This is a genomic window from Mycobacterium interjectum (genome assembly GCF_900078675.2).
Lineage (GTDB): Bacteria > Actinomycetota > Actinomycetes > Mycobacteriales > Mycobacteriaceae > Mycobacterium > Mycobacterium interjectum.
Genome location: NZ_LT546237.1, coordinates 917,450 through 931,228 on the forward strand (window position 1 = coordinate 917,450; position 13,779 = coordinate 931,228).

Here is a 13,779-nt window from a genome sequence, read left to right on the forward strand (position 1 = left end):
GGCCTCGCCGCGCTTGCGATCGCCACGGCTCCTGCGTGGCGACCCGCGGCGCCCGGCCTCGCCGCGCTTGCGATCGCCACGGCTCCTGCGTGGCGACCCGCGGCGCCCGGCCTCGCCGCGCTTGCGATCGCCACGGCTCCTGCGTGGCGACCCGCGGCGCCCGGCCTCGCCGCGCTTGCGATCGCCACGGCTCCTGCGTGGCGACCCGCGGCGCCCGGCCTCGCCGCGCTTGCGATCGCCACGGCTCCTGCGTGGCGACCCGCGGCGCCCGGCCTCGCCGCGCTTGCGATCGCCACGGCTCCTGCGTGGCGACCCGCGGCGCCCGGCCTCGCCGCGCTTGCGATCGCCACTACGGCGTCCGCCGCCGCAACGTCGCCGCCGCCAGGCACAGCGCGGCGATCGCGAAACCGAGCACGACGATGATGTCGCGCACCGCGATTGAGGTCAGCTGCGAGTGCGCGCCCACCTGCTGCAGGGCCTCCAGCGCGTAGCTGGCCGGCAGCACATTGCTGACCCACTGCAGCCAATGCGCCATCAACGCACGGGGCACGATGATGCCGGCAAGCAGCAGCTGAGGGACCATCACCAGCGGGATGAACTGCACCGCCTGAAACTCGGTGCGCGCGAACGCGCTACACAGCAGGCCGAGCCCGACCCCCAGCACGGCGTTGACGATCGCGATCACGAACACCCACACCGGGCTGCCGGCGGTGTCGAAGCCGAGGAACCAAAACGACACGATGCACGCCAGAATCGCTTGCACCGCAGCGGCGATCGAGAAGGCGGTGCCGTAGGCCATCAGCATGTCGAGCCGGCGCAGGGGCGTGGCCAGGATGCGCTCCAGCGTCCCGGAGGCCCGCTCGCGCTGCATCGTGATCGACGTGATGATGAACATCACGAAGAGCGGGAACAGGCCCAGCAAGATCAGACAGGCGTTGTTGAACGGCGACGGGGTGCCCGGGCGGTGCGGGGCGTTTTCGAACATGAAGTACATCAGCGTGATGACCAGGATCGGCACCAGCAGGATCAGCGCGACGCTGCGGTGATCGGCTGCCACCTGGCGCAGGATCCGCGTCGTCGTCGCCGCGTACGCCTTGAGCCCTAGCCCGCCTTTTGCTTCGTGCTGCGCTTGATGATGGACAGAAACGCGTCCTCCAGTGACGTGCATCCGGTGTCCTCTCGTAGTCGGGTCGGGGTGGTGTGGGCCACCAGGTGGCCTTCGCGCATCAGCAGCAGGTCGTCGCAGTGCTCGGCCTCGTCCATCACGTGGCTGGAGACCAGCAGCGTGGCGCCCGCACGGGCGAGCTCCGTGAACTGCTCCCACAGATCGACCCGCAGCACCGGGTCCAGGCCGACGGTGGGCTCGTCGAGCACGAGCAGCTCCGGTTGGCAGACCAGCGCGCACGCCAGCGACGCCCGCGTGCGTTGGCCGCCGGACAGGTTGCCGCAGAAGGCTGTCCGATGGTCGGTGAGGCCGACCCGGTCGATGGCGGCGTCGGCGGCGCGGTTGTCATAGCCGTAGAGCGAGGCGAAGTAGCGGACGTTGTCGACGATGCGCAGGTCGTTGTAGATCGTCGGATCCTGCGGCATGTATCCGACGCGGCGCCGCAGCGCCGGGCTTCCGGCGGGCCGGCCCAGCACCGTGACGGTGCCCGACTTGACGATCTGGGTGCCCACGATGCTGCGCATCAGCGTGGTCTTGCCGCAGCCGGACGGACCGAGCAGGCCCGTGATGGTGCCCTGGGCGATCTGCACCGAAAAGTCATGCAACGCAGGCCGTTTGCCGCGGACCACGCGCAGATGCTCGATGCCGACCGCGGGTCGATGGCCCCTCGCCAATAATTCATCACTCGATGAACTCATCATGCGATGAATAATCGTCCTGCGACGGGGGGTTGTCAAGGGTTGCCGAGAGTGCAGCTACCGACGGGCGCACTCGCGAAACCCGTCGCCAGACGCACTCTCGCGGCTATGCGGCAGGCGAACCCGGGCGACGCTGCGGCAGATGCCCGTGCACGCCCTCGGCGTAGGCGGTTTCGGCGTGCTGGGTGAGGTCGACACCGGTGGTCTCGTCTTCGGCGCTGAGCCGGAAGCCCACGGTCGCGTCGATCAGCTTCGCGAGCGCGAACGACACGGCGAACGCGTAGAGCGCCACCACGACGATCGCGAGGGCCTGCTTGCCCAGCTGGCCGAAGCCGCCCCCGTAGAACAGGCCGCGCGGGCCCGCCGTCATGACCGCGGTGGCAAGCAGCCCGATCAGCGACACGCCGACCACACCGCCGACGAAGTGCACGCCCACCACGTCGAGCGAATCGTCATAGTTGAAGCGGAATTTCGCGCCCACCGCGAACGAGCACACGATACCGGCCGCAAGCCCCACGACCGCCGCGCCGAGCGTGTTGACCGTCCCGCAGGACGGGGTGATGGCGACCAGGCCGGCGACCACACCGGATGCCGCGCCGAACGTCGTGGGCCTGCCGTCGCGGACCTGTTCGACCGCGAGCCAGCCGAGCATGCCGAGGCAGCCGGCGACGAGGGTGTTGAGGAAGATGGCCGCGGCGGTCCCGCTGGCGGCCAGCGCCGAGCCGGCGTTGAACCCGAACCAGCCGAACCACAGCAGCCCCACCCCGAGCAACACGAAGGGCAGATTGTGCGGCCGCATGGCGTCCTTCTTGAAGCCGATGCGCGGCCCGAGCACCAGTGCCAGGGCCAACGCCGAGGAGCCGGAGACGATCTCGACGACGAGGCCGCCCGCGTAGTCCAGCACGCCCAGCTTGCCCAGCCAGCCGCCGGGCCCCCACACCCAGTGCGCGACAACCGAATACACGACGATCGCCCACACCGCGACGAACGCCATCCAGGCCGCGAACTTGGCGCGGTCGGCGATCGCGCCGCTGACCAGCGCGGCCGTGACGATCGCGAAGGCCAACTGGAACGTCGCATACAGCAGTTCGGGAACCGTCCCGTGGACGGTGTCGGGGCTGATGCCGAGCATCCCGACGTGTTTGAGGTTGCCGACGAACCCGCCCGCCCCGTCTTCGGAGAACGCGATCGTGTAGCCGACCAGCAGCCACGCCACCGTGACCAGCGGGATGGAGATGAAGCTCATCATGATCATGTTGAGCACCCCGGTGGTGCGGACCATGCCCCCGTAGAAGATGGCCAGGCCCGGGGTCATCAGCAGGACGAGTGCGGTGCTGGCCAGCAGCCACGCTGTGGCGGCGGGGTCGATCGCATGCATAGTGGGGCTCCTTCGCCACGCGGCAACCGGAGATAATGCCATGGCGACGGTGCCGGTACGTTCGTTGGGTGGTTGCGGACCGGCTGGTGGTGGACCCCGTCGCGGCCGCCCATCGGCTGCTCGGCGCCACCCTGAGCGGACGGGGCGTGCGCGCCGTCGTCGTCGAGGTCGAGGCCTACGGCGGGGTGCCCGACGGTCCCTGGCCCGACGCCGCGGCCCACTCGTACCGCGGCCTGTCCGGGCGCAACGCCGTGATGTTCGGCCCGCCCGGGCGCCTCTACACCTACCGCAGCCACGGGATCCACGTCTGCGCCAACGTCTCCTGCGGGCCCGACGGCACCCCCGCCGCCGTGCTGCTGCGGGCCGCGGCCATTCAGGACGGCACCGACGTCGCGCGCGCCCGCCGCGGCGAGCTGGTCCGCACCGCGGCGCTGGCGCGCGGCCCGGGCAATCTGTGCTCGGCCCTGGGCATCACCATGGACGACAACGGAATCGACCTGTTCGACGCCCTAAGCCCGGTGACTCTGGAACTGCATGACCCGCTGACCGCCGTGTCCGGCCCCCGTGTCGGGGTCAGCCAGGCCGCCGACCGGCCGTGGCGCCTGTGGCTCGGGGGCCGGCCGGAGGTCTCGGCGTACCGCCGCAGTCCCCGGGCCCCGGCTCCCGGGACCAGCGATTAGACGGGACTAGACGGCGACGGGGGCGACGGAGCGAAAGGCCGGGTCGACTCGGCGAGCGAGAAGAATGAACGTCACGGCCAGCAGCGGCGCGATGGCGCTGTACACCGCCGCCGGGGTGGCCATGACGGCGCTGTTCAGCAACTGCGGGCTCAACGCGATGCCCATCGCCACCACGGCGTTGTGCATCCCGACCTCCAGGCTGACCGCGACGGCCTGTCGCGGCGCCAGACGCATCAGGCGCGGCGCCAGGTAGCCGACGGTCAGGCTCACGGCGCAGAAGGCCACGACGGCTCCGCTCAGCAGGCCGATGTTGTGCCACAGCGTCGTTCGTCCGCCGGCGATGGCCGCAACGATGGCGAGCACCAGCAGCGTGAGCGCCGCGATGCGGACCGGCTTCTGCATTCGCCGGGCCAGCTCGGGGAAGCGGTGGCGGATGGCGACCCCGATCGCGATGGGAACCAGCACCAGGCCGATCACCGCGAGGAACTTGTCCAGCTGCAGCGGGAGAAACCGCCCCTCGCCGAGGAACCAGGTCATCGACACCGCCAGAATCGCGGGCAGGGCAACGATCGACAGGACCGCGTTGATCGCGGTCAGCGTGAGGTTGAGTGCCAGGTCGCCGTTGAACAGGTGGCTGAGGATGTTCGACATCGTCCCGCCGGGCGTCGCGGACATCAGCATGAGCCCGACCGCCAGGTGCGGTTCCAGATGGAAGGCCTCGGCGATCACCAGGCACAGGGTCGGCAGCAGCAGCGACTGACAGGCGAGCGCGACGACGAGGGGCTTGCGCATCGTGGCGGCCCGTTTGAAGTCGGCGACGGTGAGGGTCAGCCCGAGGGCGAGCATGACGATCGCGACGACCAACGGCCAGTATCGGTTGTCCATGACGCTCCGCGGTGTTGGTGCGCGTACGGGGAAGGCGATGGCGCGACGATGCGCCGCGTAGTTAGCTTGCCTTATATAGCCGCGCATGAGCGAATCGAGGCCGCCCGAGCGACTAAAGTCGTGCGCGATGTCTTCCGGGATCCTCGACGAGCTGGGCTGGCGCGGGCTGATCGCGCAGTCCACCGACCTCGACGCGCTGGCCGCCGAAGCCGCGCGCGCGCCGATGACGGTCTACGCCGGCTTCGACCCCACCGCGCCGAGTCTGCATGCCGGGCACCTGGTGCCGCTGCTGGCGTTGCGCCGGTTCCAGCGCGCGGGGCACCGCCCGATCGTGCTGGCCGGCGGCGCCACCGGCATGATCGGCGACCCGCGCGACGTCGGCGAGCGCACCCTCAACGAGGCCGACACCGTCGCCGCGTGGACCGAGCGCATCCGCGGGCAGCTGGAACGCTTCGTCGACTTCGACACCTCGCCGACCGGCGCCGTCGTCGTCAACAACCTGGACTGGACCGCACCGCTGTCGGCCGTGGAATTCCTGCGCGACATCGGCAAGCACTTCTCGGTCAACGTGATGCTGGACCGCGACACGGTGCGGCGCCGCCTGGAGGGCGAGGGCATCTCCTACACGGAGTTCAGCTACATGCTGCTGCAGGCCAACGACTACGTCGAATTGCATGCGCGCTACGGCTGCGTCCTGCAGATCGGCGGCTCCGACCAGTGGGGCAACATCATCGCCGGGGTGCGGCTGGTGCGCCAGAAGCACGGCGCGTCGGTCCACGCGCTGACGGTCCCGCTGGTGACCGCCGCCGACGGCACCAAGTTCGGCAAGTCCACCGGCGGCGGCAGCCTGTGGCTGGACCCCCAGATGACCAGCCCGTACGCCTGGTACCAGTACTTCGTCAACACCGCCGACGCCGACGTGATCCGGTACCTGCGGTGGTTCACCTTCCTGTCGGCCGAGGAGCTGGCCGAACTGGAACAGGCCACGGCCGAGCGCCCGCAGCAACGCGCCGCCCAACGTCGGCTGGCCCGCGAGCTGACCGTGCTGGTGCACGGCGAGGCGGCGACCGAGTCGGTCGAGCACGCCAGCCGGGCGCTGTTCGGGCAGGGCGAACTCGACCGACTCGACGAGGCGACGTTGGCCGCCGCGCTCCGCGAGGCGTCGGTCGCCGAACTCAAAGCCGGCAGTCCCGACGGGATCGTCGACCTGCTGGTGGCCAGCGGGCTGTCGGCCAGCAAGGGCGCCGCGCGGCGCACCATCGGCGAGGGCGGCGTTTCGGTGAACAACGTGCGCATCGACAGCGAGGACTGGGCGCCGCAGACCTCGGACTTCCTGCACGGCCGGTGGCTGGTGCTGCGGCGCGGCAAACGCAACATCGCCGGGATCGAACGGGTAAGCGGGTAGTCCCAAACCTTTATCGCGCCGTGCTCCGGACGTGACCGCCGACGACCACTGTGGTCACGGTGACTAGCGCGAGGCGGGTGCTGCGGGTCGTCGGGGTGGGCGCGGGCGTGGCCGGTTTGACCGCGGTGCTGGCGGCACCCGTCCACGCGGACCTGCGGGGCAACGCGTTCCTGCGGGCCCTCACCAACGCCGGCGTCCCGGTGTCGCAGCCGGACTCCGCGATGGCGCTGGGCCAGTCGGTGTGCCCGATGCTCGTGCAGCCCGGCGGATCGTTCGACTCGGTGATCGCCGCGGTGGCCGACGGTTACGGCATGTCCCAGGATGCGGCCGGCGTGTTCACCGTCGTTGCGATCGCGACCTACTGCCCGGCGGTGCTGGCGCCCCTGCTGACCGACCGGGGTCCGGCCTGAGCGGTCTCGCTTCCTCGTGTGAGCTGACGACATTCGCTGGGTACTCAGGGCGGGATTCGGCCGGTTTTCCCGCCCTGGAGGCACACTCCAAGCCGTCACCGCACGCGCAACGGCCCAGCCGCGAGGGCGTCCGTATCCTTTGCAGGGTGGTCGACGACAGGCAGGGGCGCGACGGAAAGCGGCGACCGCGCTCGGCGGCCGGCTCCTGGTCGGGCCCGGGCNTCTATGCCTACGCCGACACGCTGCTGGCGCTCGGCCGCAACGACGAAGCGCTGCAATGGTTCCTGCGCTCGGCGGCCGCCGACGTCGAAGGCGTCACCGACGCCGAAGAGCGGGTCAGCGAGCTGGCTTGATATGAAAAGCCTCGCCCGGCAATACGATTGCCTGTTAGTCGACCTCGATGGGACCGTCTTCCGCGGCGCCGAGCCGACCCATGGCGCGGTGCAGTCGCTGGACGAGGTGGACAGCCGCAAGCTCTATGTGACCAACAACGCCTCGCGCAGCGCCGACGAGGTGGCGCTGCACCTGCGCGAGCTCGGCTTCACCGCCACCGGCTCGGACGTCGTCACCAGCGCGCAAAGCGCGGCCAAGCTGCTCGCCGATCAGCTACCGGCGGACTCCCGCGTGCTGATCGTGGGCACCGACGCGCTGGCCGACGAGATCGCCGCCGTGGGGCTGCGCCCGGTGCGCCGCTACGACGACGACCCCGTGGCCGTCGTGCAGGGCCTGTCCACGACCATCGGCTGGTCGGACCTCGCCGAGGCCGCCCTGGCCATCCGCGCCGGCGCGCTGTGGGTGGCGGCCAACGTCGACCCCACGCTGCCCACCGAGCGTGGCCTGCTGCCCGGGAACGGATCGTTCGTGGCCGCGCTGCGGGCGGCCACCGGCGCCGAACCGCGGGTTGCGGGCAAGCCGGCGCCGCGACTGCTGCAGGACGCGGTGGCCCGGGGCCAGTTTCGCGCGCCGCTGGTCATCGGCGACCGGCTGGACACCGACATCGAGGGCGCCAACGCCGCGCGGCTGCCCAGCCTGATGGTGCTCACCGGCGTCAGCACCGCGCGCGAAGCCGTCTACGCCGACGCCGCCCGCCGGCCCACCTACATCGGCCACGACCTGCGCTCGCTGCACTCCGACGGCGAGGTGCTCGCGGTGCGGCCCCAGCCCGGCTGGCACATCGACGTCACCGACAAGGCCGTGAGGGTCAGTGCCGATGGCGCCGACGACGGGGACGGGCTGTCGGTCGTCCGCGCTGTCGCCAGCGCGGTCTGGGACGCCGGGGATCCGCAGCCGTCGCGCATCGAGGCCGCCGACGACCGGGCGCGCGACGCGCTGCAGCGCTGGTCTTTGGTGCACGGCGACTAACGTAGGTACGCGATGACTATCGATCCCGATCAGCTTCGCGCTGAAATTGACGCCCTGGTTGCCCAGCTGTCCGAGGTCGGGGATCCGGAAAACCCCGACCACGAGCCGTCTCTCGCCGAGCTCGAAGAGATCGCGCGCCGCCTCTCCGAGGCGCACGACGTGCTGCTGGCGGCCCTGGAGTCGGCGGAGAAGGGCTGAGTGCGACGGTGGCGCGGCGTGCCCGCGTCGACGCCGAGCTCGTCCGCCGCGGGCTCGCGAGGTCCCGTCAGCAGGCCGCGGAGTTGATCGGCGCCGGCAGGGTGAGCATCGATGGCCTGCCGGCCCGCAAGCCGGGCACCGCCGTCGACGTCACCGCCGCGCTGACCGTCGCCGACGACGGCGAACGCGCCTGGGTGTCGCGCGGCGCGCACAAGCTGATCGGCGCCCTGGACGGCTTCGGCATTGCGGTCGCGGGCCGCCGCTGCCTGGACGCCGGCGCCTCGACGGGCGGGTTCACCGAGGTGCTGCTGGACCGCGGCGCGGCCGAAGTGGTGGCCGCCGACGTGGGCTACGGCCAGCTGGCCTGGTCGCTGCGCTGCGATACCCGGGTGACCGTCGTCGAGCGGACCAATGCCCGCGACCTGACCCCGGAGGGGATCGGCGGGCCGGTCGACCTGGTGGTGGCCGACCTGTCTTTCATCTCGCTGGCGAGCGTGTTGCCCGCGTTGATTGGATGCGCCCGGCCGGGCGCGGATATCGTTCCCATGGTGAAACCGCAGTTTGAGGTGGGCAGGGGCCAGGTCGGCGCCGGCGGGGTCGTTCGCGACCCCGGCTTGCGGGCCGACGCGGTGCTGACCGTCGCGCGCCGCGGCGGGGAATTGGGCTGGCAGACCGTCGACGTCATCGCCAGCCCGCTGCCGGGTCCATCGGGCAATGTCGAATACTTCCTGTGGTTGCGCGCCGAGACCGATCGGGGGCTGACTGCTGATGGGCTGGTGGACGCGGTGACGCGGGCCGTGGCAGAGGGCCCGCAATGACCGATCACCGAACCGTGCTGCTGGTGGTGCACACCGGCCGCGACGAAGCGACCGAAACGGCGCGGCGCGTGCAAAAAGTGCTGGGCGACAACGGAATTGCGCTCCGCGTGCTGTCCGCCGAGGCGGTCGACCGGGGGCCGCTGCACCTGGCCCCCGACGACATGCGGGCCATGGGCATCGAGATCGAGGTGGTCGACGCCGACCCGTCGGCGGCCGAGGGCTGCGAACTGGTGTTGGTGCTCGGCGGCGACGGCACGTTCCTGCGCGCCGCCGAATTGGCCCGCAACGCCGGCATTCCCGTGCTGGGCGTGAACCTGGGCCGGATCGGATTCCTGGCCGAGGCGGAGGCCGAGGCCATCGACCGCGTGCTGGAGCACGTGGTGGCCCGCGACTATCGGGTGGAGGACCGCCTGACGCTCGACGTCGCGGTGCTACACAAGGGTCACGTCGAACACGGCTGGGCGCTCAACGAAGTCAGCCTGGAAAAGGGCCCGCGGTTGGGTGTGCTCGGGGTGGTCGTCGAGGTGGACGGGCGCCCGGTGTCCGCCTTCGGCTGCGACGGCGTGTTGGTGTCGACGCCGACCGGGTCCACCGCCTACGCGTTCTCCGCCGGCGGGCCGGTGCTGTGGCCCGACCTCGAGGCAATCCTGGTGGTACCCAACAACGCTCACGCGCTGTTCGGCCGGCCCATGGTCACCAGCCCCGAGGCCGCCATCGCGATCGAGACCGAGGCGGGCGGGCACGACGCCCTGGTGTTCTGCGACGGCCGCCGCGAAATGCGGATCCCGGCCGGCTGCCGGATCGAGGTGACCCGCTGCGACACACCGGTCAAATGGGCGCGGCTGGACAGCGCGCCGTTCACCGATCGCTTGGTCCGCAAGTTCCGCCTGCCGGTGACCGGTTGGCGCGGAAAGTAAGGACGCTCGTCAGGTGCTCACTGAATGCTGACGGAAATCAGGATCGAGTCGCTGGGTGCCATCAGCGCCGCGGTCGGGGAGTTCGGCCGCGGCCTGACCGTGCTGACCGGCGAGACCGGCGCCGGCAAGACGATGGTGGTGACCGGTCTGCACCTGCTCGGCGGCGCCCGCGCCGACCCCACCCGCGTCCGATCCGGGGCCGACCGCGCCGTCGTCGAGGGCCGTTTCGCCACAAGCGATCTCGACGATGAGACGGCGACTCAGCTGGATGCGATGCTCGAAGACCTGGGCGGGGAGCGCGACGAGGACGGCAGCGTGATCGCGCTGCGCTCGGTCAGCCGCGACGGCCCGTCGCGGGCGTATCTCGGCGGCCGCAGCGTGCCCGCCAAGTCCCTGGGCGACTTCACCACCGAGCTGTTGACCCTGCACGGCCAAAACGACCAGCTGCGGCTGATGCGGCCCGAGGAGCAGCGCGGCGCGCTCGACCGCTTCGCCGGCGCCGGTCCGGCGCTGGAGCGCTACCGCAAGCTGCGCGACGCCTGGCTGACGGCCCGGCGCGACCTGATCGACCGCCGCGTCCGGGCCCGCGAGCTCGCCCAGGAGGCCGACCGGCTGAAGTTCGCTTTGCACGAGATCGACACCGTCGACCCGCAACCCGGCGAAGACGACGCGCTGGTCGCCGACATCCTGCGCCTCTCCGAACTCGACACGCTGCGCGAGGCCGCCGCCGCCGCGCGCGCCGCGTTGTCGGCCGACGACGCCGACGGTCTCGGCCAGAGCGCCACCGATGCCCTCGGAAAGGCAAGGACCGCAATCGAATCCACCGACGACGCGACGCTGCGCGCGTTGGCCGGCCAGATCGGCGAGGCGCTCGCCGTGGTCGCCGACGTCGCGCACGAGCTGGCCGGGTTCCTGGACGATCTGCCGGTGGACGCCAGCGCGCTGGAGTCCAAGCTGGCCCGGCAGGCGGAGCTGCGCACGCTGACCCGCAAGTACGCCGCCGACATCGACGGGGTGCTGCGGTGGGCGCGGGAGTCACGCGAACGGCTGGCCCAGCTCGACGTCTCCGAAGAGGGGCTGGCCGCGCTGGAACGCCGGGTCGACGAGCTGGCCCGCGAACTGTCCGAGGGGGCAGTCGATCTCAGCAAGCTGCGGCGCAAGGCCGCCAAGCGGCTGGCCAAAGAGGTGACCGCGGAACTGTCCGGGCTGGCGATGACCGACGCGGAGCTCACGATCGAGGTGGCTTTGGAAACCGTGCCGGCCGGACCGGACGATCCCGCCGCGCTCGCGCTACCCTCCGGCGAGCTTGTGCGCGCCGGAGGCGACGGCATCGACCAGGTCGAGTTCGGCTTTGCCGCCCACCGCGGCATCACGGTGCTGCCGCTGGCGAAAAGCGCCTCCGGTGGGGAGCTGTCCCGCGTGATGCTGGCATTAGAAGTCGCGCTGGCGACTTCCCGTAAAGAGGCGGCCGGCACCACGATGGTGTTCGACGAGGTCGACGCCGGCGTCGGCGGCCGGGCGGCCGTACAGATCGGGCGGCGGCTGGCGCGGCTGGCCCGCACCCATCAGGTCATCGTCGTCACGCACCTGCCGCAGGTCGCCGCGTACGCCGACGTGCACCTGGTGGTGCACAGCGCCGGACCCAGGGGCACCAGCGTGGTGCGGCGGGTCACCGACGACGACCGGGTCGCCGAGCTGGCCCGGATGCTGGCCGGGCTCGGCGACTCGGACAGCGGCCGGGCGCACGCCCGCGAACTGTTGGAAACCGCGCAGAACGACAGGGACTGACCCGCCCCCTGCCGCGAGCGTGCGCGTCTGTACGCCGACACGCCGCGCAGCCCGTACTTCTGCGCACCCTCGCCGCGACCAAGCCGTGATGGCCTTGTTACTGATGTGACTCTAGATAACTTCTGGGGCTAATGTTACGGCGCGCCTACTCGCCCGACCCGGGCTTCACCGACAGAATCGCCCCCATGAAGATGTCAGGTCTGCTCTCGCGTAACACGTCCCGGCCGGGCCTCACCGGCACCGCTCGGGTCGACCGGAACATCGACCGCCTGCTGCGCAGGGTGTGCCCCGGCGACATCGTGGTGCTCGACATCCTGGACCTGGACCGCATCACCGCGGACGCGCTGGTGGAGGCGGACATCGCCGCGGTCGTCAACGCCTCACCGTCGGTCTCGGGCCGCTACCCGAACCTCGGCCCGGAGGTCCTGGTCAACAACGGCGTGACGCTCATCGACGAGACCGGGCCCGAGGTCTTCAAGAAGGTCAAGGACGGCGCCAAGATTCGCCTCTACGAGGGCGGCGTGTACTCCGGCGACCGCCGGCTGGTCCGCGGCACCGAACGCACCGACCACGACATCGCCGACCTGATGCGCGAGGCCAAGAGCGGCCTGGCCGCCCACCTGGAGGCGTTCGCCGGCAACACGATCGAGTTCATCAAGAGCGAAAGCCCGTTGCTGATCGACGGCATCGGCATCCCCGACATCGACGTCGACCTGCGCCGCCGGCACGTGGTGATCGTGGCCGACGAGCCCGGCGCCGAGGACGAGCTGCGCGCGCTCAAGCCGTTCATCAAGGAGTACCAGCCGGTGCTCATCGGTGTGGACACCGGCGCGGACGTGTTGCGCAAGGCCGGTTATCGCCCCCAGATCATCGTCGGCGACCCCGACAAAATCAGCACCGACGCCCTCAAGTGCGGTGCGCAAGTCGTCCTGCCCGCCGACGCCGACGGCCACGCGGCCGGGTTGGAGCGGATCCAGGATCTCGGCGTGGGCGCGATGACGTTCCCGGCCGCGGGCTCGGCGGTCGACCTGGCCCTGCTGCTGGCCGACCACCACGGGGCCGCGCTGCTCGTGACGGCCGGCCACACCGCCAACATCGAGACGTTCTTCGACCGCAACCGCACCCAGAGCAACCCCTCGACGTTCCTGACCAGGCTTCGGGTGGGGGAGAAGGTGGTGGACGCCAAGGCGGTTGCCACCTTGTACCGCAATCACATTTCGGCGGGCGCCATCGCGCTGCTGGCGCTGACGATGCTCATCGCGGTCATCGTGGCGCTGTGGGTGTCCCGCACCGAGGGCGCAGTGCTGCACTGGGTCACCCCGTACTGGAACCACTTCTCCCTCTGGGTGCAGCACTTGATCACCTAGTTCGAGGACGGTGCGTTAAATGATCTCGTTACGCCAACATGCGTTGTCGCTGGCCGCCGTCTTCCTGGCGCTGGCCGTGGGAGTCGTGCTGGGTTCCGGCTTCTTGTCGGACACCCTGCTGTCCAGCCTGCGTGACGAGAAGCGCGACCTGTACACACAAATCAGCGGGCTCAACGACCAGAAGAACGTGATGAACGAAAAGCTGGCCGCGGCAAACAATTTCGATAACCAGCTGGCCGGCCGGATCGTGCACGACGCCCTGGGCGGAAAATCGGTGGTGGTCTTCCGCACCCCAGACGCCAAGGACGACGACGTCGCCGCGGTCTCGAAATTCATCGGTCAGGCCGGCGGGACGGTCACCGGAACGGTGTCGCTGACGCAGGAGTTCGTCGACGCCAACTCCGCGGAGAAGCTTCGCACGGTGGTGAACTCGTCGATCCTGCCCGCCGGTCAGCAGTTGAGCACCAAGCTCGTCGACCAGGGTTCGCAGGCCGGCGACCTGCTGGGCATCGCGCTGCTGGTCAACACCAATCCGAGCGTGCCGCCCGTCGACGACACCCAGCGCGACACCGTGCTGGCCTCGCTGCGCGACACCGGCTTCATCACCTACCAGCCCGCCGACCGGCTGGGGGCGGCCAACGCCGCGCTGGTCGTCACCGGCGGCGGCCTGCCGCAGGACGCCGGCAATCANCACCTCAATCACCGTGC

Annotated in this window: 13 protein-coding genes and 2 pseudogenes; 11 read left to right on the top strand and 4 right to left on the bottom strand. The window is 70.6% G+C overall.

Annotated elements, in window-relative coordinates; genetic code table 11:
- Positions 1-349: 349 nt before the first annotated feature.
- From BN4348_RS38630 to BN4348_RS38640, 3 genes are all read right to left on the bottom strand, one after another.
- Positions 350-1,168, bottom strand: a complete 819-nt coding sequence (locus BN4348_RS38630) for an ABC transporter permease (protein WP_211145699.1) — start codon at positions 1,166-1,168, stop codon at positions 350-352.
- Positions 1,102-1,866 carry an ABC transporter ATP-binding protein gene (locus BN4348_RS38635; protein ID WP_066911408.1) on the bottom strand — a complete coding sequence of 255 codons (765 nt, stop codon included), beginning with the start codon at positions 1,864-1,866 and terminating at the stop codon, positions 1,102-1,104. Before BN4348_RS38635 ends, BN4348_RS38630 begins: the two co-directional genes overlap by 67 nt.
- Positions 1,867-1,969: 103 nt before the next feature.
- Positions 1,970-3,241 (bottom strand): ammonium transporter, encoded by a 1,272-nt coding sequence (locus tag BN4348_RS38640; protein WP_066911410.1) that lies wholly within the window; start codon positions 3,239-3,241, stop codon positions 1,970-1,972.
- 68 nt (positions 3,242-3,309) lie between these two features.
- Here BN4348_RS38640 and BN4348_RS38645 point away from each other — a divergent pair, with 68 nt between their 5' ends.
- Positions 3,310-3,921, top strand: coding sequence for a DNA-3-methyladenine glycosylase (locus BN4348_RS38645; RefSeq protein ID WP_096866127.1), 612 nt, complete (start codon positions 3,310-3,312; stop codon positions 3,919-3,921).
- Positions 3,922-3,927: 6 nt separating this feature from the next.
- Here the strand turns inward: BN4348_RS38645 and BN4348_RS38650 are convergent, their stop codons facing one another.
- Entirely contained in the window at positions 3,928-4,893 is a 966-nt protein-coding gene (locus BN4348_RS38650; RefSeq protein ID WP_084454070.1) for a bile acid:sodium symporter family protein, read from the bottom strand.
- A 40-nt stretch (positions 4,894-4,933) separates the two neighbouring features.
- On the opposite strand from BN4348_RS38650, the gene tyrS reads away from it, so the two are divergent.
- The 10 genes and pseudogenes from tyrS to BN4348_RS38700 all read left to right on the top strand — a co-directional run.
- Positions 4,934-6,211 (top strand): tyrosine--tRNA ligase, encoded by a 1,278-nt coding sequence (gene tyrS / locus BN4348_RS38655; protein ID WP_066911422.1) that lies wholly within the window; start codon positions 4,934-4,936, stop codon positions 6,209-6,211.
- Positions 6,212-6,261: 50 nt separating this feature from the next.
- Entirely contained in the window at positions 6,262-6,621 is a 360-nt protein-coding gene (locus BN4348_RS38660) for a DUF732 domain-containing protein (protein WP_066911425.1), read from the top strand.
- Positions 6,622-6,843: 222 nt separating this feature from the next.
- Positions 6,844-6,974: pseudogene (locus tag BN4348_RS60760) on the top strand (tetratricopeptide repeat protein); the annotation flags it as partial.
- 1 nt (position 6,975) lies between these two features.
- A complete protein-coding gene (locus BN4348_RS38670; RefSeq protein WP_066911431.1) occupies positions 6,976-7,983 on the top strand; it encodes an HAD-IIA family hydrolase in 1,008 nt (335 codons plus the stop codon).
- Positions 7,984-7,995: 12 nt separating this feature from the next.
- On the top strand, positions 7,996-8,181 hold the full coding sequence (locus BN4348_RS38675; protein ID WP_066911434.1) for a hypothetical protein: 186 nt from the start codon (positions 7,996-7,998) through the stop codon (positions 8,179-8,181).
- 8 nt (positions 8,182-8,189) lie between these two features.
- Complete coding sequence (locus BN4348_RS38680) at positions 8,190-8,999, top strand: TlyA family RNA methyltransferase (RefSeq protein WP_066911436.1); 810 nt, start codon at positions 8,190-8,192, stop codon at positions 8,997-8,999.
- The gene (locus BN4348_RS38685; protein WP_066911438.1) at positions 8,996-9,916 is read left to right on the top strand and encodes an NAD kinase; all 921 of its coding nucleotides are present in this window, start codon (positions 8,996-8,998) and stop codon (positions 9,914-9,916) included. The genes BN4348_RS38680 and BN4348_RS38685 overlap by 4 nt, the downstream gene beginning before the upstream one ends.
- A 24-nt stretch (positions 9,917-9,940) precedes the next feature.
- Positions 9,941-11,704: a DNA repair protein RecN gene (gene recN / locus BN4348_RS38690; protein WP_066911441.1), complete on the top strand. Its 1,764-nt coding sequence runs from the start codon at positions 9,941-9,943 to the stop codon at positions 11,702-11,704.
- Positions 11,705-11,889: 185 nt separating this feature from the next.
- On the top strand, positions 11,890-13,071 hold the full coding sequence (gene steA / locus BN4348_RS38695) for a putative cytokinetic ring protein SteA (protein ID WP_066911510.1): 1,182 nt from the start codon (positions 11,890-11,892) through the stop codon (positions 13,069-13,071).
- A 19-nt stretch (positions 13,072-13,090) separates the two neighbouring features.
- A pseudogene (locus tag BN4348_RS38700) lies at positions 13,091-13,759 on the top strand (copper transporter); the annotation flags it as partial.
- Between the last annotated feature and the right edge of the window lie 20 nt (positions 13,760-13,779).

What these genes read in the sequence shown, in the direction of transcription:
- BN4348_RS38630 (WP_211145699.1), bottom strand. Translation starts at nt 1,168, where the DNA reads ATGCACGTCACTGGAGGACGCGTTTCTGTCCATCATCAAGCGCAGCAC.
- BN4348_RS38635 (WP_066911408.1), bottom strand. Translation starts at nt 1,866, where the DNA reads ATGATGAGTTCATCGAGTGATGAATTATTGGCGAGGGGCCATCGACCC.
- BN4348_RS38640 (WP_066911410.1), bottom strand. Translation starts at nt 3,241, where the DNA reads ATGCATGCGATCGACCCCGCCGCCACAGCGTGGCTGCTGGCCAGCACC.
- BN4348_RS38650 (WP_084454070.1), bottom strand. Translation starts at nt 4,893, where the DNA reads ATGCGCGGCTATATAAGGCAAGCTAACTACGCGGCGCATCGTCGCGCC.
- tyrS (WP_066911422.1), top strand. Translation starts at nt 4,934, where the DNA reads ATGTCTTCCGGGATCCTCGACGAGCTGGGCTGGCGCGGGCTGATCGCG.
- BN4348_RS38670 (WP_066911431.1), top strand. Translation starts at nt 6,976, where the DNA reads ATGAAAAGCCTCGCCCGGCAATACGATTGCCTGTTAGTCGACCTCGAT.
- BN4348_RS38675 (WP_066911434.1), top strand. Translation starts at nt 7,996, where the DNA reads ATGACTATCGATCCCGATCAGCTTCGCGCTGAAATTGACGCCCTGGTT.
- BN4348_RS38685 (WP_066911438.1), top strand. Translation starts at nt 8,996, where the DNA reads ATGACCGATCACCGAACCGTGCTGCTGGTGGTGCACACCGGCCGCGAC.
- recN (WP_066911441.1), top strand. Translation starts at nt 9,941, where the DNA reads ATGCTGACGGAAATCAGGATCGAGTCGCTGGGTGCCATCAGCGCCGCG.
- steA (WP_066911510.1), top strand. Translation starts at nt 11,890, where the DNA reads ATGAAGATGTCAGGTCTGCTCTCGCGTAACACGTCCCGGCCGGGCCTC.